The 20,385-nt window shown below is 59.8% G+C and carries 15 protein-coding genes; 8 read left to right on the top strand and 7 right to left on the bottom strand.

Going from position 1 to position 20,385, the window contains the following annotated elements; all coding sequences use genetic code 11:
• Nucleotides 1-46: 46 nt before the first annotated feature.
• Nucleotides 47-1,705, bottom strand: a complete 1,659-nt coding sequence (locus J7399_RS19770; RefSeq protein ID WP_209089329.1) for an adenylate/guanylate cyclase domain-containing protein — start codon at nt 1,703-1,705, stop codon at nt 47-49.
• Between the two features lie 316 nt (nt 1,706-2,021).
• Between J7399_RS19770 and J7399_RS19765 the strand changes: the two genes are divergently transcribed.
• On the top strand, nt 2,022-2,504 hold the full coding sequence (locus J7399_RS19765) for a hypothetical protein (protein ID WP_209065925.1): 483 nt from the start codon (nt 2,022-2,024) through the stop codon (nt 2,502-2,504).
• Nucleotides 2,505-2,578: 74 nt separating this feature from the next.
• On the opposite strand, the gene J7399_RS19760 is transcribed toward J7399_RS19765, so the two are convergent.
• The 3 genes from J7399_RS19760 to J7399_RS21035 form a co-directional block, all read right to left on the bottom strand.
• Complete coding sequence (locus tag J7399_RS19760; protein ID WP_209089326.1) at nt 2,579-3,847, bottom strand: PQQ-dependent sugar dehydrogenase; 1,269 nt, start codon at nt 3,845-3,847, stop codon at nt 2,579-2,581.
• Nucleotides 3,848-4,012: 165 nt separating this feature from the next.
• A complete protein-coding gene (locus tag J7399_RS19755; protein WP_209089323.1) occupies nt 4,013-4,324 on the bottom strand; it encodes a cytochrome c in 312 nt (103 codons plus the stop codon).
• Nucleotides 4,325-4,809: 485 nt separating this feature from the next.
• Nucleotides 4,810-6,249, bottom strand: coding sequence for a hypothetical protein (locus J7399_RS21035; RefSeq protein ID WP_247742988.1), 1,440 nt, complete (start codon nt 6,247-6,249; stop codon nt 4,810-4,812).
• Nucleotides 6,250-6,441: 192 nt separating this feature from the next.
• On the opposite strand from J7399_RS21035, the gene lepA reads away from it, so the two are divergent.
• The 5 genes from lepA to J7399_RS19725 all read left to right on the top strand — a co-directional run bounded on the left by lepA (nt 6,442) and on the right by J7399_RS19725 (nt 12,916).
• Nucleotides 6,442-8,244, top strand: a complete 1,803-nt coding sequence (gene lepA / locus J7399_RS19745; protein ID WP_209065955.1) for a translation elongation factor 4 — start codon at nt 6,442-6,444, stop codon at nt 8,242-8,244.
• A 532-nt stretch (nt 8,245-8,776) separates the two neighbouring features.
• A complete protein-coding gene (locus J7399_RS19740; protein ID WP_209089321.1) occupies nt 8,777-9,400 on the top strand; it encodes a hypothetical protein in 624 nt (207 codons plus the stop codon).
• 1,224 nt (nt 9,401-10,624) lie between these two features.
• Complete coding sequence (locus J7399_RS19735; RefSeq protein ID WP_209065922.1) at nt 10,625-10,894, top strand: phosphopantetheine-binding protein; 270 nt, start codon at nt 10,625-10,627, stop codon at nt 10,892-10,894.
• An 8-nt stretch (nt 10,895-10,902) separates the two neighbouring features.
• Nucleotides 10,903-12,135 carry a beta-ketoacyl-[acyl-carrier-protein] synthase family protein gene (locus J7399_RS19730; protein ID WP_209089319.1) on the top strand — a complete coding sequence of 411 codons (1,233 nt, stop codon included), beginning with the start codon at nt 10,903-10,905 and terminating at the stop codon, nt 12,133-12,135.
• A gap of 10 nt (nt 12,136-12,145) precedes the next feature.
• The gene (locus J7399_RS19725) at nt 12,146-12,916 is read left to right on the top strand and encodes a MaoC family dehydratase (protein ID WP_209089310.1); all 771 of its coding nucleotides are present in this window, start codon (nt 12,146-12,148) and stop codon (nt 12,914-12,916) included.
• A 132-nt stretch (nt 12,917-13,048) separates the two neighbouring features.
• On the opposite strand, the gene J7399_RS19720 is transcribed toward J7399_RS19725, so the two are convergent.
• Complete coding sequence (locus tag J7399_RS19720) at nt 13,049-13,438, bottom strand: DUF3307 domain-containing protein (RefSeq protein ID WP_209089307.1); 390 nt, start codon at nt 13,436-13,438, stop codon at nt 13,049-13,051.
• Nucleotides 13,439-13,787: 349 nt separating this feature from the next.
• Here J7399_RS19720 and J7399_RS19715 point away from each other — a divergent pair, with 349 nt between their 5' ends.
• A complete protein-coding gene (locus tag J7399_RS19715) occupies nt 13,788-16,814 on the top strand; it encodes a cyclic nucleotide-binding domain-containing protein (RefSeq protein WP_209089304.1) in 3,027 nt (1,008 codons plus the stop codon).
• A 42-nt stretch (nt 16,815-16,856) separates the two neighbouring features.
• Here the strand turns inward: J7399_RS19715 and J7399_RS19710 are convergent, their stop codons facing one another.
• Complete coding sequence (locus J7399_RS19710; protein ID WP_209065913.1) at nt 16,857-17,411, bottom strand: hypothetical protein; 555 nt, start codon at nt 17,409-17,411, stop codon at nt 16,857-16,859.
• Nucleotides 17,412-17,523: 112 nt separating this feature from the next.
• Entirely contained in the window at nt 17,524-18,396 is an 873-nt protein-coding gene (locus tag J7399_RS19705; RefSeq protein ID WP_209089301.1) for a LysR family transcriptional regulator, read from the bottom strand.
• A gap of 95 nt (nt 18,397-18,491) precedes the next feature.
• Here J7399_RS19705 and J7399_RS19700 point away from each other — a divergent pair, with 95 nt between their 5' ends.
• Nucleotides 18,492-19,820, top strand: coding sequence for an aminotransferase class I/II-fold pyridoxal phosphate-dependent enzyme (locus J7399_RS19700; protein ID WP_209089284.1), 1,329 nt, complete (start codon nt 18,492-18,494; stop codon nt 19,818-19,820).
• Nucleotides 19,821-20,385: the final 565 nt, after the last annotated feature.

Genomic DNA, 20,385 nt, shown 5'->3' with positions numbered 1-20,385 from the left:
AATATCCCCGCCGGAGGCATCCGACGTGGGCCACAAAGCGCTGCGTTTAAGCGGGGTCAGCCTGCGGATGCAGCGCGTCGTTGATCCAGCCCATCTCTTCGGGCAGGGTCAGCTGGTTGATCGCGATGGAGGGTTTTTTCGGCAGGCTGGCCGCCGCCGCGCGCGCCTCTTCCAGCCCGCGCGTGTCTCCGGCCTTTTGGCAAGCCAGTGCCTTGAGCAGCTGCAAGCCGCGATCCATTGGCCGCAGGTCCGCCGCTTCGCGCGCGGTCACGCGCGCCATCGCAAAATCTCCGGCCGCCAGATAGACCCGCGCGGTGAACGCCATCCGCGTCACGCGGAAGGGATCACTGCTGGTCATCTGCACAAAGCTTGAAAGCGCCTCGATGGCTTTTTCTGGCTTGCCTTCCAGAAGCGCAAGCTGCGTGATCAGATCGACAAAGCCAAGGAATGTCGGGTTGATCCGGCGCGAATGCTCAATATCCGCCGCCGCACCTTTCAGATCGCGCAGCACCCGCAGCCGATAGGCGCCGCGTGCCCAGAACACAAAATCGCTGTTGGGGGATTCCGCAATCGCCACATCCAGATCACGCCCAAGCGAGGCCAGCTCCGCGTCACTCAGGGTTTCATATTTGATATTGCTGAGGTTGAGGCGGCTTTGCGCGCGCATCGCCAACGACATGCCGTCCGTCGGGCTCAGCAGCACCGCACGGTCGAGCGCCGCGTAGCCTTCTTCCCAGGATTCCAACGTCTGCTTGAAGAACAGCCCCGCCGCCCGCGCGCGCAGCTCAGACACGCTCAGCTGGGTGTTTTTCAGATGCGCCAGACGGTTGCCGTCATATTGGATGGTTTGCAGCCGCAGATCAGAGCTCACCACAGGCAGGATCTCATCCACAAAGGCGAAAGGATCACTCACATCGCCGTCATAGCTCTGGGTCCAGAGCGTGGTCATATCCCGCCGCAGGATCAGCGACACGGTGAAGCGCGCGCGTGTGCCCGACACCCGCAGCCGCCCATGGGTCAGAAACAGGGTCGGCGTGGCCTCCACGCTGCCCGCATCCACCGTGGTGATGCCGGTACGCTTCATCGACATCTGCACCATGCCGTCGTGCAGATCCTGCGCCAGCGCCATGCTGTCCGGTGTCTCGGGCGCGGCCACAAAATTCTCAAACCCGATCGAGGGCAGGGAGCCTTTGTTGGGCGCGGTGGTCAGGTTGGCCGGGCGCCACTGGTAAAGACGGATTGGTGTTGCGATGTTCTTGAGGTTGAACATCCCCACATCGCTCAGCTCTTTCTGGCGTGCCTCAGACAGCTGGCGGAACAGATCTTCAGAGAACATCGCCCCACCGGGAGGCGCTTCGGTCTCGATCCGCTGGGCAATGTTCACCCCATTGCCATAGAAATCCGCCTCATCCTCGACAATCTCACCCACGTGACAGCCGATGCGCAGCTTGATGACCTCATGCTCCACAAGGTTGCTCTGCACCTCTTCGGCGCAATCCAGCGCCGCTTCCACACCGGGGAAGGACAGGATCCAGCCATCACCCATGCGTTTGAGCACCTCGCCGCCATAGGTCTTTGCCACAGGCTCCAAATGCTCGTTGCGCAGCTCCTGAACAGAGGCCACGGCAAGCGCTTCGTCTTCGCCCATAAGGGTGGAATAGCCCACCAAATCTGCACACATCAATGTGGTCAAGCGACGGCGCATCTGCGAGTTCCCTGAAGTATACCTGCCCGTACACGCGTGTATTGGGGGGGTATGAATTTCGTCTTTAGATTGGTCCTGAATCTTGGGTCTGCAGGCAGCAGGTTCAAGAGCAAGAGGTTGTATTTTCTTTTGCCCCAAAAAACAAGGGTGCCTGTGCCTTCTCACTTGCGAGATCACCGCGATTTGAGGCTATCTGGCATTTGAAACGGTTTCGCTGCGTCGGGCACTGGCAATTGTCACATCTGAAATGTAGATCGCCTGTACGCCTTGTGCTTTAAATCATTGGGGCCGCTTTAGGCTTGGGTAATAGGGGAACATGACTGTGACGGCTTTCACCGCTCAAAACCTCGGGCGCGCGCTGATGTGCATCTTTGTCGCAGCCTCAGCCCTGCAGGCCCATGCCGCGCAGCGCTCTGTGCAAGCCCTTCCGGCCGCGCCGGTGCTGTCTCCGCTGCCTGTGGCGGGCGGGGATGCGGTCAAGCTCAGCAAACAGCGCGCCCAAAAGGGCGATTTTGATGCGGAAATCCTCATTCCCTGCGCGCAGGAGCTTGGCCAGAACCTCGGCAGCTGCAACGCGGCTGTGGCGCGGGCGGGGCAGGGCGCGGCCACGGTTGTGGTAACCTTTCCCAACGGCTTTGCCCGCAAGCTTTACTTCACCGAAGGCGCTTTCACCTCGGCCAGCGCCACCATGTCGGGCGCCGGGCGCGACACCGACTGGTCACTTCAGGGCGATCTGTTTCAGATCCGGGTCGACGATCAGCGCTATGAAATCCCTGAGAGTTTTGTTCTCGGCAATTGACCCCCCCTCAAAAAAGACTGCGCCGCAGAGCGCCGCGCAGCCTCAAATGTTTTACCTGAAGTCGTAGTGCAGGCTTACGGCGTGATCTTATAGATCATGCCCTCATCAACTGCCGCATAAAGGCTGCCATCCGGCCCTGACACCAGCGAGCGGAACCGTCCCGGCTCCATCGGCAGGGTCATCTCCGTGACATCCATCACCTCGGTGCCATCCTCTGTGAGCTGAATCACGTCAATCCGCTGCCCCAGAGGGGTGCCGCCAAAGCCGATGCCCATCAGCCCGACAACCATCGCGCCTTCCCAGTCGCCCCAGGCGCTGCCTTCCAGAAAGGCGGCAGACGAAGTGCCCTGTGACCAGCCATTGTTGGTCCAGATCGGGGGCATGGCGTTTGGATAGGTGGCAAAATCCGTCATCGGCATCCACGAGGCCCGCGCAAAGCGGTTGTCGCCCACCATCTGGTTCGGGCTGTAGCCGCAATAGTCATCCGGGCAGGCGTCCCGACCCGCCATATTGGGGCGCGGATCCCATCCGGCGTTGCCGCCATTGCGCAGCACGGTGATTTCATCAGAGTGCCATGGCCCGTGCTCTGCGGTGATCGCCGCCCCGGTGGTGGGGTGGAAGGCGATGCCCTGCACATTGCGGTGCCCATAGGTGTAGGTGCGCTTGTCAAAGCCCACAGGCGGGGTGTTTCCCGCCGCAGGGGTGCCGTCCGTATCGATCCGGATCACCTTGCTGCCCATCAGCGAGGGGCTTTGCGGCACCGCGCTGTTGTGGGTGTCTCCGGTGGTCAGATAGAGATAGCCATCCGCCGGATTGAACCGCACGCGCCCGCCATTGTGTGCGCCCGGCCCGCCAAAGGGGTGATCCGTGGCGGTCATCTTATAAGGCACATCCTCCACAATATCGATGCGCTCTGACACGGTTGAGAAATCCTCACTCACCACCATCCGCATCAGACGGTTGGTGTGCGGCGTCACCATATTGGAGGTGGAATAGACATAGATCCGCCGGTTGTTGGCAAAATCCGGGTCCACGGCCACGCCCATCATCCCCGCCTGACCTTCACAAAACAGATCCTCTGCGGTGGCGGCATAGCCGTCCACGCCGCCCATCCCCAAAAGTGCGGTGATGTCACCTGAAGGCATCAGCACCGACAGGCCTTTGCACTTCTCTGTGTAAAACATGGTGCCATCGTCCAGAAACGCCATGTCCCATGGGTTTTCCAGATCCTCCAGCACCACAGTGTGGCTCAGGCTGGTGGTGTTCTGCGCCCAAGCAGGCGCAGCCATCGTCACAGCGCCCACCGCCAAAGCCGCGGCGCTCATCTGATATCGCAATTTCATTACGTCCTCCCAACGTGATTGCAGTCATCGCTGCGCGAGAGGCTCAAATCTGCGGTGTCACCTGCCAAAGAGATGCCGGGCCTATCAATAAGCCGTCCGTGCCCGGCTTGCGTCGTTCAAAAAAGTCCGTACCAAAACCCGTTGTCCTGCGCCGGAGACACGAAGTCACTCCAGCGAAGTGATGAAGTGGCTGATATTGGTGATGTCTTCGTCAGAGAGTTTCTTGGCATTGGGGGTCATCAAAGGCGTGTTGGGCCCGAATTTCTCCCCCGCGCGGTAGCGCGTGAGCCTGTCTGCCAGATACTCCGCAGACTGATCGCGCAGCGATGGATAGCTCGACAGACCTTTGGCCGTCGGTCCATGACAGCTGCGGCAGGTCTTTTTGTAGAGCTTTTCACCGGCGGTGATATCAGCCTCCGCCGCCCAGCTCAGCGCCGGGGCCAAAATCATCGCAACAACGATGGGTACATATCTCACGTCAGCATCCTCACTGATGGCATTCAGGCTTCAGTCAAAGTGCAATTGAGGCAGCTAACACTGATTTTGAAGATCGGGCAAGGGGAACCGCGCGCAGCGGTGGCGGCATGGTGAGGGGGGAGGGGGCGGCGGTATGGCCATTGGTGTTGCTGTTGGGGGTGTTTGTGGAGTGGCCCTCAATCTTTACTCGGATCACTCGTGATCCGGATCGCACCCCGCTGACGGCAGGGCTTTGCAACGCAAAGTCCCGAGAGTGTCCCCGCCCCCCAGGCCGGGTGCGATTTTGCCATGGTTGAGTTAGACGAGACGTAGAGATTTGCGGAGAGCGATTTGCCAACCTGACAACCGCCCTCGGTGTCGGGCGCGATCCTCTGTTGCTACTACCCAACAAACGCCCAACCAGCTCGGCCCCGCCGAGCCGCGCCCGACCCTCCCCACAGGAGGGCGCATTCGCTTCCTCCCAGGGTCAGGCGCGGCTCTAATACTTAAAGGACGCCAAACACACGCAGGCCGATTTCCACAATGCTATCTAAGTGCTTGAGAACGAAATGATGAACCGCAGCGCCACCCGCGCCGACAAATCCGATCAATCTCAGCGTTTTTATTGTATCGCTATCAAAGACTTGAGCGCCCTTCTTCGTCAGTTCTGAAGTCGCCCCCAACTTCACTCGCATTTTGGCAGAGCGCCCGAAAACTCTTGTGCTGGCGTCTGCGCCCGGCAGTCTTGGCGCGCCAGATGGGAGGGGTAGCAATGCGTCGTTGATCAGCTCAGGAATGTCTTCGGCAAAATCCTCTGCCATAGCGCCCTCGCTGATGGCTGATAGAACCGGCGCAGCCTTTTCAAGAGTTTCGCGATCTTCAGCGCTCAGTTCCTGAATGGCGAGCTGCGCCAGCTGTTCGCGATTTGCCGCGACTTCAGGGTGGTTCGCCCGAATGCCGCGAACACCTTCCTCAACCGAGTTGAGGAGGGCGAGATTATCCTCGCTGTCCGGCAGTTCGCCCGTTTCGTACAGTTGTCGGCGAAGGCCCTGCGCCACAGATGTCAGCGTTAGCTCTGCTTGCTGAGGATCATTGCCATATCGCGTCACAACCCGCTGGATTTTCCGTGCTTCGCTTGAAGTTTTGGTGACGCCGTTGTGCCCAGCCATGGCGTCTTCCAAATCGTCAGAAATTTGCGTCAGTAAGGCTGACATCAAAGGCGCATTTTCGACCGGAGTGGGGGTGGCGCGAAATTTGCCTGTGTCAGGATTTAGGTCGATGGTTTCGGCAAGAGGAAGTTGATCTGCGAGATAGCGGACTTGGATGCGTTCGATTTCATCAGCAACCGCCTTAGGGCCAGCTTCCCAAATGTCATCTGCGATCAACGCAACGCGGCGTTGGAGCTTCGCGGCGACTGGTTTGCCTTCAATTAAGCTCAGATACCAGTTGTACCAAAAATCCCAGACACCTGGCTGAAGTTGCTGGTATTTGATGACTGTCTTTGCATTAGAGCGCTGTTCTTGTGTTTCGAAACCTCTCCAAAGTGGCTGGTTTAGCAGGAGGTTTGAGCGGTCGTCGGCAACTTGTTTATTGTATAGCGAGACGCCTTTTCCCACTTCAAACACTTCGTGAACAAAAAGTTCATCTTCGAATACAGCATCGGTGCTGTGTTCGAAGCCACTAGCTGCCATATTTCTGTCATGGAATGAAAATGCAGGCATGCCGCTTGCAGAGGATAGTTTAAAGAGAGGACTAGAGCGATAGTACCTGAGATAGTGGGTATCTGGTCCATCGTTGGGCTCATATGGTGCGCTATAAATACGTTTTTCGCGATTGACGCCGGAAAACACGGAAATGGCCAGGCGAAATGCCTCAAAAAGTTGGTAGCTGTGGGCTTTTCCGAAAAAACCTTCATCAGGATCCAGCGAAGAAAGTTGTCTCAGCATGTATCTACATACAAGGATCTGTCGTGCGTGTGAGTTAAACCATCCCAATCTCCGCAACGCCTGTTCGAAGTTTCTTGAGCGATCAATTGTAGTCAAATTCAATGGTCCGAATGTCCTTCTACCCCAAATATCCCGCCCCGCACCCTACAGCGCTGCTTGACCAACACAAGATTCCCCATCATATCCCGCATCATGAGCACCGATCTGTCCAAAATCCGCAATTTCTCCATCGTGGCCCACATCGACCACGGTAAATCCACCCTTGCTGACCGCCTCATTCAGGAGACGGGCACGGTGGAAGACCGCGATATGAAAGAACAGCTGCTGGACAGCATGGACATCGAGCGCGAGCGTGGCATCACCATCAAAGCCAACACCGTGCGCATCGACTATAAGGCGGATGACGGCGAGACCTATGTCCTCAACCTCATCGACACCCCGGGCCACGTCGACTTCGCCTATGAGGTCTCCCGCTCCATGAAAGCGGTCGAAGGCTCGCTTCTGGTGGTGGACAGCACCCAGGGCGTGGAAGCGCAGACCCTCGCCAACGTCTATCAGGCCATTGAGGCCGATCACGAGCTGGTGCCTGTGCTCAACAAGATCGACCTGCCGGCCTCTGATTGTGACCGTGTGGCCGAACAGATCGAAGACGTCATCGGCATCGACGCCACCGGCGCCATTCAGGTCTCCGCCAAGACCGGCGTCGGCATCCACGAGACCCTTGAGGCCATCGTCAAAGACCTGCCCGCGCCAACCGGCAATCTGGATGCCCCGCTCAAAGCCATGCTGGTGGACAGCTGGTATGACGCCTACCTCGGCGTGATCGTTCTCGTGCGGATCATGGATGGCACCCTGAAAAAGGGCCAGCGCGTCAAATTCATGTCCAACGGCACCCTGCATTCGGTGGACCGCGTCGGCGTCTTCCGCCCGGAAATGCAGATGGTCGACAGCCTCGGCCCCGGCGAGATCGGCTTCCTGACCGCCTCGATCAAACAGGTGCGCGACACCCGCGTGGGCGACACAATCACCAATGACCGCCACGGCACCGAAGAGGCCCTGCCGGGCTTTAAGCCTGCGCAGCCGGTGGTCTTCTGTGGTCTCTTCCCGGTGGATTCAGCTGAGTTCGAAGACCTGCGCGACGCCATCGACAAGCTGGCGCTGAATGACGCATCCTTCAGCTTTGAAATGGAAACCTCCGCCGCGCTGGGCTTTGGCTTCCGCTGCGGCTTCCTCGGCCTCCTGCACCTCGAAGTGATCCGCGACCGGATCGAGCGCGAATACAACATCGAGCTCATCACCACGGCGCCTTCCGTGATCTATCACGTCTACATGAAAGACGGCGAGAAGATCGAGCTGCACAACCCCGCCGACATGCCCGACATGTCCAAGGTCGACCACCTTGAGGAGCCGCGCATCAAGGCCACCATCCTGGTGCCGGACGAATACCTCGGCGACGTGCTCAAGCTCTGCCAGGACCGCCGCGGCATCCAGCTCGATCTCACCTACGCCGGCTCCCGCGCCATGTGCGTCTACGACCTGCCGCTCAACGAGGTGGTGTTTGACTTCTACGACCGTTTGAAATCGGTGACCAAAGGCTATGCGTCTTTTGACTACCAGATGGAGGATTACCGCGAAGACAACCTCGTGAAGATGTCCGTGCTGGTGAACGACGAGCCGGTGGACGCGCTCTCCATGATGGTACACCGCGACCGGGCTGAGATGCGCGGCCGGGCGATGTGTGAAAAGCTCAAAACCCTGATCCCGCGCCACATGTTCAAGATCCCGATTCAAGCGGCCATCGGCGGCAAAGTCATTGCCCGTGAGACTTTGAGCGCGCTGCGCAAAGACGTGACCGCCAAATGTTACGGCGGCGACGCCACCCGGAAGCGCAAGCTTTTGGACAAACAGAAAGCCGGTAAGAAAAAGATGCGCCAGTTTGGTAAGGTGGATATCCCGCAGGAAGCGTTTATCAGCGCACTCAAAATGGACGATTGAGCACCGGTCCAGAGCTCTGCTCAGGCAAACGCTCCAGTGGAGCGTTTGAGGCGCGAAAGGGCGGAGCCCGTCGGCTTTTTTCGAGCGCGAGTGCGCGAAAGCGAACGGCGCAGCCTTCGCGGGCGCACCCCGGGATTTAGGGCACGCAAAGCCAACCCCAATTCCCAAGGCCGCTCCAATCGAGCGGCCTTTCTCTTTTCCAACCTGAGCCGCATAGCCAATTCCCCCCAAGCGGTCACACCACTAAGCACCCGCGTAGCCCCGCCGCTGGGATCGCGCCCGACCCCGAGGGCGGCTCTCCGCTTGGTACAGTCCTGTCCGCACATCCTTCACGTTCCGTCTATCGCAACCGAAGCAAAATCGCACCCGCCCTGGGGGGGCGGGGTCGGGCGCGATCCGGATCGGATATCCAGTAACTGTGGGGAGCGCGTTGGCCAAAGGTATTCAAAAGAAAATAGCGCGTGGGTTGTTCGGTGCTGCTACGCCGTGCTCTATGTTTACGAAATATAGAAACTGAATTTTGAGATTTAAAATGACAGAATACGATAGGCATTTCAAACTAACGGAAACTAGGGATCAAGAAATTGTAATATTTGAAGAACAGTATCGTTCTCTCCGAAAAGAAATCTTGGATAGGCAGCAGAGGCGATTTTTTATTGTTGCGGGAGCGGCGTTAGGCATACCGAGTGTTTCTGGATTGAAGATAACTGGGGTTATGGAAGGCTCCTTTTTGCTAATTGTGCCGATTGTTGTCGTTGCTATGTCTTTCCTTTTTGTCATTGAAGTGAACGGCATTGCTCGGGCAGGCCGCTTCATCGAGCAAAGAATAGAAAATCACTACAAGAACGTTCGGGGGTGGGAGCACTACCTTAAAGAGCTCCAAGAAGCTGAAGAACTAACACCTAGAGTCGTCAAAAGCGCTAACTCGAGTTTTTTGATCTTAATGGGGGTCTATTTCGCGTTCAGTGCAGTAGTTTCCACTCATCGAGTACTTTTTCAGAACCTTGCGGAAGATACTAAAGTGCTTGAAGCGCTGGGGACATTTAATGGGGTATGGGCGCTTGCATACTTGGTGTTCATGATTGCTATTTTCGCCGCCTGGCTTGTTGAGATGTGGCCACACCTTCAGTTTTCTGCTGAAAAACATAAATCCTAATTCTAGCGAAATCTTGCCCACGTCCGGCACGGGCAGCGCCCGATCCTCCCCACGGGAGGGCGCTTTGCGGGGCTCCGCCCGCTCACGGCTGAAAGCGTCCGCTGGACGCTTTCCAAGACGCCGTTCGCCCCACCCAGGGTCAGGCGCTTCCCTCTGTTGTGCTCAAGCCAATCGCCTCCAACCACCCAGTCCTCATTCCAACCCCACCGTGCTCCGCCCATTCGCGGCTAAAACGGTCCACTGGACCGTTTCCAAGACGCCGCTCACCCCACAAAATAATTCCATCCTCCCCCAACAGCCCCGCATCGCTGACCTTTCCAAATCCATCCCCAACCTATCCACATGAAACCCACAGGCTTGCCCCGCGCCTTACCCCCAGCGCGGGCCTCTCAAACACCCGTTTTCCCTTGCCAAACGGCCCTCTCAGGGCGCAGCATCTTCCCCAACGCAAGGGGTCGCAAAGACCCGGCGCGGGACGCTGAGGTCTTCCGGGGCCCGGTAGGGGAAGGGGCCGAGACATCGGCGTTTCAACTGCCACCACTCGGCCCGGATCGCCTGCCACACTGGCTGAGACTCTTTGCGCATGGCTCCACCCAAGACCCCACGGGGATCACGGGACGGAGCATTGTGACGAGGGACGCAGGCAGGACGGCGGCAAACGCCTGAGCGTAGGCTGACAGCGGGGTGCTTTTCATCAGAAAAGCACGGTCTCTGTTGGTAGGGGGGAGCGGATCTCTGCTTTGGGCCTCGGCCCGCTTGGCGATATCCGTATCCCACGGCACCGATCACGTGCCATGGGGCTCAGCGTCTTGAGCCGTTTCGGCGAACCCCTTCTGGGGCCATGGCTTGGTTGGCGCGCACCGAATGGCGGTGCTGGGATCTGGGGGGCTCTTTTTCGGGCGGCCTGCTGTCTCATCAGCGCGCGTTCAAGGAAGGCGTCAGAGACGCGAGGGGCGGGGCGTTGTGCCCATTTTCCTCATGTGTCTGGCGCCTTTTTCTAGGCTGCTCTTTGCTTTGCCACGTCACCAAAACGCGGCGGCATATTCTCTCCGCAATGCTGCTCCCATAGGCACGTGAGACCTTCGCGATACAGACAGCGGATTTGCGCCCTTTTGCGGCGATCTTCGGCTGGATGTTTTGCGGAAGGCCACCTAAAGTCTCGCTCAAGGCCCTGCGGGTAGCGGGGAGAATTGACCAAAAGACTTTACGACTGGAAGGACGCTGATGAGCACCGATCGCGAGACGCTGACGCGGGAACTACTGGAGATGGTGGCTGAAGAGGGCATGGTGGATGCCTCCGAAATCACACCGGAGCGCCCGCTGGAAGAGCTGGACATCCAGTCTGCGGATTTTGTGATGATCCTCATGGCGATCGAAGAGAAATACGGCGCTTATGTCTCGGTCGACAATGAGTTGACCGATGTTGTGACCGTGCAGGACCTGCTGGATCTTGCGATCTCCAAAATCGAAGCGCACCAAGCTGAGGAGGCGTGAGCCACCCCATGACGCGCAATGCTTCTACCCGAGTTGTCGTCACCGGCCTCGGCGCCGTTTCCGCATGTGGCATCGGTGCAGATGCACTGATTGAGGCCACACAATCCGGCACCTCCGGTGTCAAACCGGTCAGCTTTGAGGCGCTCGACATTCAGCGCGTCAAAACCGCTGGGAAAATTGCGGAGGGTGATCTGGCGGAGATCCTCGGCGAAAAGCCCCATCGTATGCGCGAGCCCGTCGCCGAATATGCGCTGGCAGCGGCGCGTGAGGCGGTGGCGCAGGCGGGCCTCACCGAGGAGCATTTCGGGGACAATTGCGGCGTCTCCATCGGCTCAGGCTTTGGCGGCGCGCAAACTTTGGACCGCAACTACCTGAAATTTGGCGCCGAAGGCTCCATGCGGCTTGATCCCATGGCCGTGCCCAAGATCATGAACAATGCCGCCGCGAGTTGGGTCTCCATGGAGTTTGGCGCAACCGGCCCCGCGCTCTGTCTGGCCACCGCCTGTTCCTCGGCCAGCCAGTCGATTGGCATGGGCATGCAAATGATTGCTTCGGGGCAAGTGGAGCGCTGCCTTGTGGGCGGCTCTGAAGCCTGTCTCGAAAACGGCGTCTTCCGCGTCTGGGAGCTTTTGCGGGTGATGACCGCAGATCTCAACCGCCCCTTCAGCAAAGACCGCAATGGCATGATCCTGGGCGAAGGCGCGGGTGTGCTGGTGCTGGAAAGCCTTGAGGCCGCAGAGGCGCGCGGCGCGACCATTCTCTGCGAACTCAGCGGTTTTGGCACTAACTCAGACGCCGGCGACCTGCTGCGTCCCAATCCAGAGCGTGCCTCGGCCTGCATGCGCATGGCGCTGCGTCAGGCGGGGCTGGATGCGAGTGACATTGGCTATGTGAACGCCCATGGCACCGGCACGGTGGCCAATGACGTGAACGAGGTCTCCGCCCTGCGCGCGGTGTTTGGCGACACGCTTGACGGTGTTGAGATCTCCTCAACCAAACCGGTGCATGGTCACGCGCTTGGCGCGGCCGGTGCGCTGGAGCTGATCGTCGCCATCGGTGCGCTTTTGCGCCAATCGGCCCCGCCGACGCTGAACTTCGCCGAGGTTGATCCCAAAATCGGGCTGGAGCCTGTGCCTAACGCGGCCAAGGCGACACCGCTGAAGGCGGTCATGTCCAACTCGCTCGCCTTTGGCGGCATCAACGCAACGCTGATTGCCGAGGCCTTTGCAGCCGATGTCTAAGGACACAGCGGTGACAACCCTGACGCTGGAGCGTGGTGTGGACGCCACGCAAGAGGCGGCGCTGGCCGCGCTTTTTGCGGAACTCGCAGGCGCGCCCCAGCCGTTGCCCGCCCCGATCACCGGCAAGGTGCTGCTGCTGGGTGATCCGGCGCTATGGGAGGTGAAAGCCGCCCTGCGCGCGCCCACCGGCACCTATGCGGTGCAGGAAAGCCAGAGCTTTCTGGGCTGTCAGACTGCCCGCGTTGAGGCCGGTAACAAGATTGTCGTGCATCAGGAGCGCAGCGAGGCGGCCGCAAGCTTCCGCTTTGGCCTCAATGACAGCGGCGCGCAGATGGAAACCCGGGTGAAGTTTCTCACCGCACCCCAGATCCGCGAGATGCGCCCGCCAAGTTTTGCTGAACGCATGGCCCCGCCACAGGCGGAAACAGTATCCCTGACTCCTTTGAGCCCGCAGGCCGTGTCGCGCTATCTGGCGCTGGCCCATGACGACAACCCGATCCACACCGATGATGTGATGGCCAAAGTGGCCGGTTTTGACGGCGCCATTGTGCCGGGCATGTTGTTCTGCGCCATGGCGGAAGCGCTCTGCCTGCGTGCCGCAACCGGCCTGAGTGTGTCTGATGTGCGCGCGCGTTTCCTTTCAGCCGCCCGTGTGGGCGCATCGGTGCGCTGCATCCTGTCGCCCTTTGCCGGGGCCGCGACACAAAAGGCGCGGGTGTTTGTGGTGGGGGATGCCGATCAGATGCACGCCATCATCGACGTGTTTGCCGCCAAAGCCTGATCCTTACGCGCATTTTTGCGCTATGCGCATTCGAACAGCGATTTCTGAAAAAAACGTGTCGCGCTCAGGTGGTCTTGAGGCGGGCGCTCCGACTCACGGGGCAGTCTTAGGCGCAATCTCAACCGGTCAAACTCAGGCGGTCAGGCAAGCGAAATAGGCCCAGGTCATCACCAGATAGGTCAGCTGGTGCAGCGCCTGATCAAACCCCATGGCATACCAATACATCGGTTGCTCAGGCGTCAGCCCGCGATCCACAGAGAATCGCGCCTTGCCCCAATCAATATGAAAATGGACGATGAACTCGGCCAGAACCATCCAGAAAATCACCATCGGGCTGGAGCCAAACAGAGCCAGCACCACAACCGAGAAAACAGCGTGAATGCCCGCGTGCTGCGCCCGGCCCATATGCCAGTAACGCTCGCGCCCCATGATCATCTTGGCGTTCTGCAAAAAGAAGTCCGCCACCAGATGTTTGATCTGAAACGCAGCGACCAGCAAAAGTATGGTCGTGATTTGGTCCATAGACCTAAGCCCCATGATGTATTTGACTTTCTGAGACTAGACTCAGAATTCAGCTACCGCAAACCCATGTTTTGTGCCTATATCATTTCCCGACCAAAGTGGTCCGCCAAAAACGTGGATCTCAGCCTTTGGCGGCGCATGGTGTGACCTATTGAGGTTTTGCGCGCGCTGCCTTGTCTGATGCTTCAAGTTAAAGGCAGATGCATTAAGAAACCGTTTGAACACAGGGTGGATGCATTGATAGCATCTGCTGAAAGTCCGGGTTTCGGCCCGTTGCCTAAGACCGGGAGTTGAGGTCATAGAACGCTCGCTATTTTCGTTCATCTGGAAATTCTCAAAGCGCGACCAGATGGTGCTTCTGGCGCTGACGGCCTGTTTGTTTCCGCTGCAGTTCCTGACGCTGGAGCTGCCCAAGCGGATCATCAACGACGCGATTGACGCGGATCAGGATTTCATCGACGTGCTCGATTTTGAGATGACCCAGGAAAACTTCCTGATCATGCTCAGCCTCCTGTTCCTGCTCTCGGTGCTGTTTCACGGCCTGATGAAAATGCGCATCAACACCATGAAAGGTGTGCTCTCTGAGCGGATGCTGCGCCGCTACCGCTTCACGCTGATCTCGCGCATCACGCGCTTTCCGCAGCCCTATCTGCGGCGCACTTCGCAGGGCGAGCTGGTGTCGATGATCACCGCAGAATCCGAGCCGCTGGGCGGCATGATGGGCGATGCCATCAGCCTGCCGGTGATGCAGGCGGGGCAGATGATCACCATTCTGACCTTCCTGTTCTTGCAAAACATCTGGTTCGGTTTTGCCGCGATTGCGCTTATCCCCGTGCAGGCCTGGCTCATTCCCAAGCTGCAGCGCCAGATCAACCTGCTGAACAAGGACCGCATCCAACAGGTGCGCAAACTGGCGGCAGAGATCGGCGAAACCGCGGCGGGTGCGCCGGAGCTGCGCGTGAACGGCGGCTGGCGCTTCCGCATGGCGCAGACCACACGCCGTCTGGGCACGCTCTTCCTGATCCGCCTGTCGATCTACAAGAAGAAATTCTTCATGAAGTTCCTCAACAACTTCATCACCCAGCTGACGCCGTTTTTCTTCTACCTCGTTGGTGGCCTTCTGGTGATCCGGGGGCAGGTGACCCTTGGCGCGCTTGTGGCTGCCTTGGCCGCCTACAAAGACCTGTCCTCTCCGTGGAAAGAGCTGCTGAACTACTACAACCGCGTGGCGGATCTGTCCCTGCGCTGGCATCTGATCGGTGACCGTTTTGACCCAAGCGGCATGGTCGATGAAGCGCTGATTGAGGGCGAGCCTGAAGAGATCCCACGCCTGACCGGCGCAATCGCGCTGGATAAGGTCTATGTGCGCGATCACGATGGCGACACCGTGCTGGAAAACATCACCGCCACCGTGCCGCAGGGCACGGTGATGGGCATTCGTTCTCAGGACGCCGAAGAACGCCGCGCGCTGGCGGAGCTCTTCACTCGGGAAATCCTGCCGATGAGCGGCAGCCTCTCAATTGGCGAGCAAAAGCTCAGTGATCTGCACCAGCGTGTGATCGCCTCCCGCATCGGCTATGCCGATCCGTCGCCCTATGTGTTTGAAGGCACCTTTGGCGACAATGTGATGATGCCGCTCAAACGCGCCCCGCTTTCAGAGCGCCCCGATCCGCAGGGCGAAGGCGAAGACCGCAAGCGCGCTTATGAAAGCCGCCGCACCGGCAACAGCACGGACCGCCTCTTTGCCGATTGGGTGGACCCAAATCTGGCCGATCTCGCAGATGAGGATGCGGTACACGGTTTCTGGGTCCAGCTGATGGACGCAACAGGCGCGGGCAACGCGCTCTTCCGGCGCGGTTTGGATCAGATCTTCAACGAAGAGGATCATGCGGAACTGGCGCAGACGCTGGTCAGCCTGCGCCCCAAAATTCAGGAGGCGCTGGCCAAGGCCGGGCTTGAGAAAGCCTACTACCGCTTTGATCCGGACGCCTATAACCCCGCCATGCCTGTGGCGGCGAACCTGTTCTTTGCCACACCTCTGCGCGAAATTCAGGAGCCGGACCCCGAAGAGGTCATGGGCTTCCTTGATCTGCTGCACGAGCTGGGCATCGAGGAGGGCATCCTGCGCATGTCTCAGGAAGTGATCGAGATGCTGAACCAGACCTTTGGTGTGGACGGCACGGATCACCCGCTGTTCCAGCAGCTTGGCCTCAACGCCGAAGTCTTCACCCGCAACGTGGAGCTGGTCGGCAAAAGCCGCGAGGTGGGGCTGTCTGAAATGGCGCGCGAGGAATTGGGCCAGATGCTCAACCTGCCGTTCTCCGTGTCAGCGGAGCGCATTGGTCCGGGCTTTGGCGACGAGCTGAAACAGACCATTCTGGAGCTGCGCCACAATGAGGCGGAGAAGCTCGCGGAATGGATGACCGCCTTCCTCGCGCCCTTGGATGAAACCCGCTACGCGCCGGGCCTGACTGTTCTGGAGAATGCGATCTACGGCAAGCTGTCGGCCTCCGCCGGTGGCCGCGGCGAGCAGCTGCGCGATATCGTGTCCCAGATCCTCAGCGATGCGGGCGTGAAAGACGAAGTGGCCGAGCTGCTCTTTGCGGTGCCAACCGGCATCGGCGGCACCAATCTGCCCGGCGCCTTTGCCGAGCCGCTGGCGATCAGCCGCGCCGCGATCAAAAAACCTGACCTTCTGATCCTCAACCGCTGTCTGGCGTCTTATGAGGAAGGGCAGGCGGCCAAGATCATCGAAAGCCTGCGCAGCCTTCTGCCCACCACCACCATGGTGTTTCTGGAAGAGGAGTTTGAGGATCAGGACAGCTTTGACATGCTGCTGGAGCTGGAGCACGGCCGCCTGAAAGACGGCGAGGCGGTGGACATTGAAGACACCGAAAACGCCGCCAGCGCCGACCTGCGCCGCAAGATGCGCGCGCTCACCTCTGCGGACATGTTTGCTGGCCTGTCCCGCCGCCAGATGCGCCTTCTGGCCTTTGGTGCGCAGTGGCATCAGGAAAAGGCGGGCGATTATGTCTTCCATCAGGGTGACGATCCGGCTGACGGCGCTTATCTGATCCTTGAAGGCACCGCCGGGCTTGGCTTCCACACACCGGACGGGGAGGCCCATGAGGTTGCCGAGGCCGGTGCGGGCACGCTGGTGGGCGAACTGGCGCTGTTGCGCAAAGAAAAGCGCGCGCTGGATATGTATGCCAAGACCGATATGGAAATGCTGCGCCTTGGGGAAACCGAGTTTATGGCCGTGGTCGAAAACGACGCCTCAACCGCCTTCCGCATCCTGCAGACGGTGTCCGGCTATGTCGGCGCGCTGAGCCGCCGTCAGGAACAGACTGAGACGCAGGATCAGGACGAGGGCTAGGAAACAGCGGTCGCAGGCCCGCGCCTGCGACCGGCCCCGCACTCAGGCGCGGGCATGGGACACCACCCGCACCTGCTTTGCCTCGCTGTCCCACCAAAGCCGCCAGCTGCCCTGCGCACCGGATTTGTTTTTGACCAGATCCCATTGGTGCATCACCGCGATATGGGGATCAAACACCGGCCTGCACCGCCACCGCGTCTCCGCCGCATTGCTGCCCATCCCCTCAGAGATCAGCGCCAGCCCCGTGCATTTGCCCTCCCGCGCGGCCAGCTGCAGCCGCCGCCCCTGCGTCAGGGTCACCTCCTTGCTGAGCTCCACCACCACCAGCGCAACCGCGCCGGAGCGCAGCGCATCCTCCGCCACGCCAAGGGCCTGCGCATGATCCTTGGTCTTGCAGAGATACAGCTCCGCCGGATCAATAAACGCCTTAAACCCGTTGGGATCGAGCCGGTCCCGCCGCCAGCGGTCCCGCACCCAGATGATGGTCCCGCGACAGTGATGGCCCAGCACAAAAGCAAACACCGGCCCGCCGGGGCCGAAGGCTTCATGCACACGGCCTTTGGCCAGAGGGGGAGGGGGCGGCAAAGAATCTGTCATGCCGCCAATATAAGAGAGTGAGAACAAAAATAGAACATTTGAGGCGGCGAGAAATGTAATGGCCTGCCCGAAACCCGCCCCACAGTGCGCCCCAGAGCCAGATCGGAAGCCCTTAGCCCGACAACACAGCCACAATCTCCGCCGTTTCCGCCCGCCGCCGCGCAGGATGCGGCTGCGCGATCAGCAGCGACCGGCCTGTGGGGCAGGGCGTTTCTTCAACCGCCACCAACGCACCGGACGCCAAAGCCTCCTCGATCAGGCAGAGATGCCCCATCAGCACACCGGCCCCCGCCTTGGCCTCTTCCATCGCCAGACTGTAAAGGGAAAACCGCGGCCCGCCTTTGCTTTGGGAAACCTCGGCTCCGCTATGCGCCGCCCAAAGCGCCCAATCCTCCTCCCATGTCTGGTCATGCAGATGGGTCACCGCAGTCAGATCCTCTTTGGCCTCAGGCAACAGCGTCGGCGCACAGACCGGCAGGATCGCATCGGCGCAAACCGCAACCTGATCTGCCGCCCCATCGGGCACCCCGAAAAAGATCGACAGATCAAACATCTCCCGCGCAAGGCTTGGCGGAGTCTCCATGGCTGTGACCGAAAAGGTGATTTCCGGAAACTGCGCCCGCACCTGCCGCAACCGCTTGGGCAGCCACAGCTGCGCGACCGCTGGCAATGCGGCGATATGAAAATCGGGATTGGGCGTGAGATTGCGCAGCGCCCGCGCCGCATCGGCAAGCTGGTCAAAGGCGGCGGTGAAATCCGCCACCAGCGCTTGCCCCTCTGCCGTCAGCGCCACGCCTTGGGCATTGCGCTGAAACAACGGCGTGCCCGCCCAGCCTTCCAATGTCTTGATGTGCTGTGAAATCGCCCCGGGCGTCACATTCAGCTCTTCCGCCGCAGCCACAAAACTCACATGCCGCGCCGCCGCCTCAAAGGCGCGCATGGCATTTAACGGAGGGCCTTTGGGCCGTTTGGGCGCAACACTCATCTTCTAGCCTTAGTTTTTCTACGCCAAGAAATATCAATTCTGTTTTGCGAAGTCACCTGCGCGCGGCCAGACTGCCCAAAACAGGAGAGCGATCGATGACCCTCGCACAAAGAGACTGGGTGCCCGCCACCAGCGAAACCTTGGTGCAGCGCATTGCTGGGCAGACCACGGCTGCCACGTCTGACACACTTCTGGCGCGCATCACGCAACTGGCCGAGCAAAACCGCCAGATCCATGAGCGGGAGTGTTTCAATCTCAATCCCGCCACCAATGTGATGAACCCCAAGGCCGAGGCGCTTCTGTCCTCCGGCATCGGCTCGCGCCCCTCCCTTGGCTATCCGGGGGACAAATATGAAATGGGGCTGGAAGCGATTGAGGAAATCGAGGTCATTGCCGCCACCCTCTGCGCCGAGGTGTTTGATGCGCGCTTTGCCGAGGTGCGGGTGGCGTCAGGGGCCATGGCCAATCTCTATGGCTTCATGGCGATCTGCCAACCCGGCGACACCATCATTGCGCCGCCTGCTTCCATCGGCGGCCATGTGACCCACCATATGGCAGGCTGCGCCGGGCTGTTTGGTCTGCGCATCATAGAGGCCCCGGTCAACGCGGATGGCTATACCGTCGATCTGGACGGGCTGCGCGCGCTGGCCTTGGCCGAGCGGCCCCGGCTGATCACTCTCGGAGGCAGCCTCAATCTCTTTGAACATCCCGTGGCCGAGGTGCGCAGCATTGCAGATGAGGTGGGGGCCAAGCTGCTGTTTGACGCGGCCCATCAATGCGGGATCATTGCAGGGCGGGCGTGGTCCAATCCGCTGAAGGCCGGCGCGCATCTCATGACCATGAGCACCTACAAAAGCCTTGGCGGCCCGGCCGGTGGTCTGATCGTGAGCGATGATGCCGAGATTGCCCAGCGTCTGGATGCCATTGCCTTTCCCGGCATGACCGCCAATTTCGACGCCGCCAAAACCGCCGCGCTGGCGGTGACCATGCTGGATTGGAAAGACTGCGGTGCCGCCTATGCCGCCGAGATGATCGCCATGGCACAGGCACTGGCAGACGGACTGGCGGGGCAGGGGCTGCCGGTGTTCTCAGGTGCAGCTGTCGATGGCCCGGCAAAGTTCACGCAGTCTCACCAGTTCGCCATAGAGGCCGCAGCCTTTGGCGGAGGGCAGGCCGCCTCCAAACAGCTGCGCCAGGCGGGGTTCCTCGCCTGCGGCATCGGTCTGCCGATTGCCGAGGTTGCGGGAGACATGAACGGCCTGCGCATCGGCACCCCCGAGCTTGTCCGCTGGGGCATGACCGCCCCCGACGCCCCCCGCCTCGCCTCTCTGATCACGCAAGGCCTTCAGGGAGCACCAGTCGCCGCCGAAGTCGCAGACTGGCGCCGCAGCTTTGACACCGTGCATTTTGTGACGGGCGGGTAGGGGGCGCTTACAGGGGGGACTCAAGGAGGGAGGCGGCGACAGCGCGCCTCTCCTCTGACAGACCTGAGGGTGCGCTACACCTCTTTCTCATGGCGTTCCCCCCCCCCCCCATGCTGGTGGCTGAGCGACTCGATGAGACGACCTGCCTGACCTCCGTTGCGGATTCTGCGTCTTTGCGCCCGTTGGTCTTGGCAGTCAGAATCTTCCACCTCCGCAATACGTATGCGTTACCGACGTGATACCGACGTTATGGTTTGGCGTTGCGTGTGGTGTTTCGGAACGCTGTCCTCATTTTGGGACGAGTCTTCAGCGTATCTCTGGCGAGTCTTTGACTGACTCTCTGGCGAGTCTTTTGCCGAGTCTGTGGGTTATTCTGTGGATAAGGTTGTTTTGTTGGGATTTGGGTATGGTTTGTGGGATTGTTGGTGAGGTTGTGTGTGGTTAAGTCATTGATATTGTTTGTTTTTGCAAGAAAGTTTTTGAATTTGGGAAAAAAGTGAAAAAAGCGCTTGCGGCTGGTGGGTGATAACCTTAGAACCCCCTTCACCGGCGGCGCTGAGGCGCA

The sequence above is a fragment of the Shimia sp. R9_1 genome, from assembly GCF_017743775.1.
In the GTDB taxonomy this organism is placed as follows: Bacteria; Pseudomonadota; Alphaproteobacteria; order Rhodobacterales; family Rhodobacteraceae; genus Shimia.
This window is presented reverse-complemented; position numbering and strand designations above follow the sequence as displayed.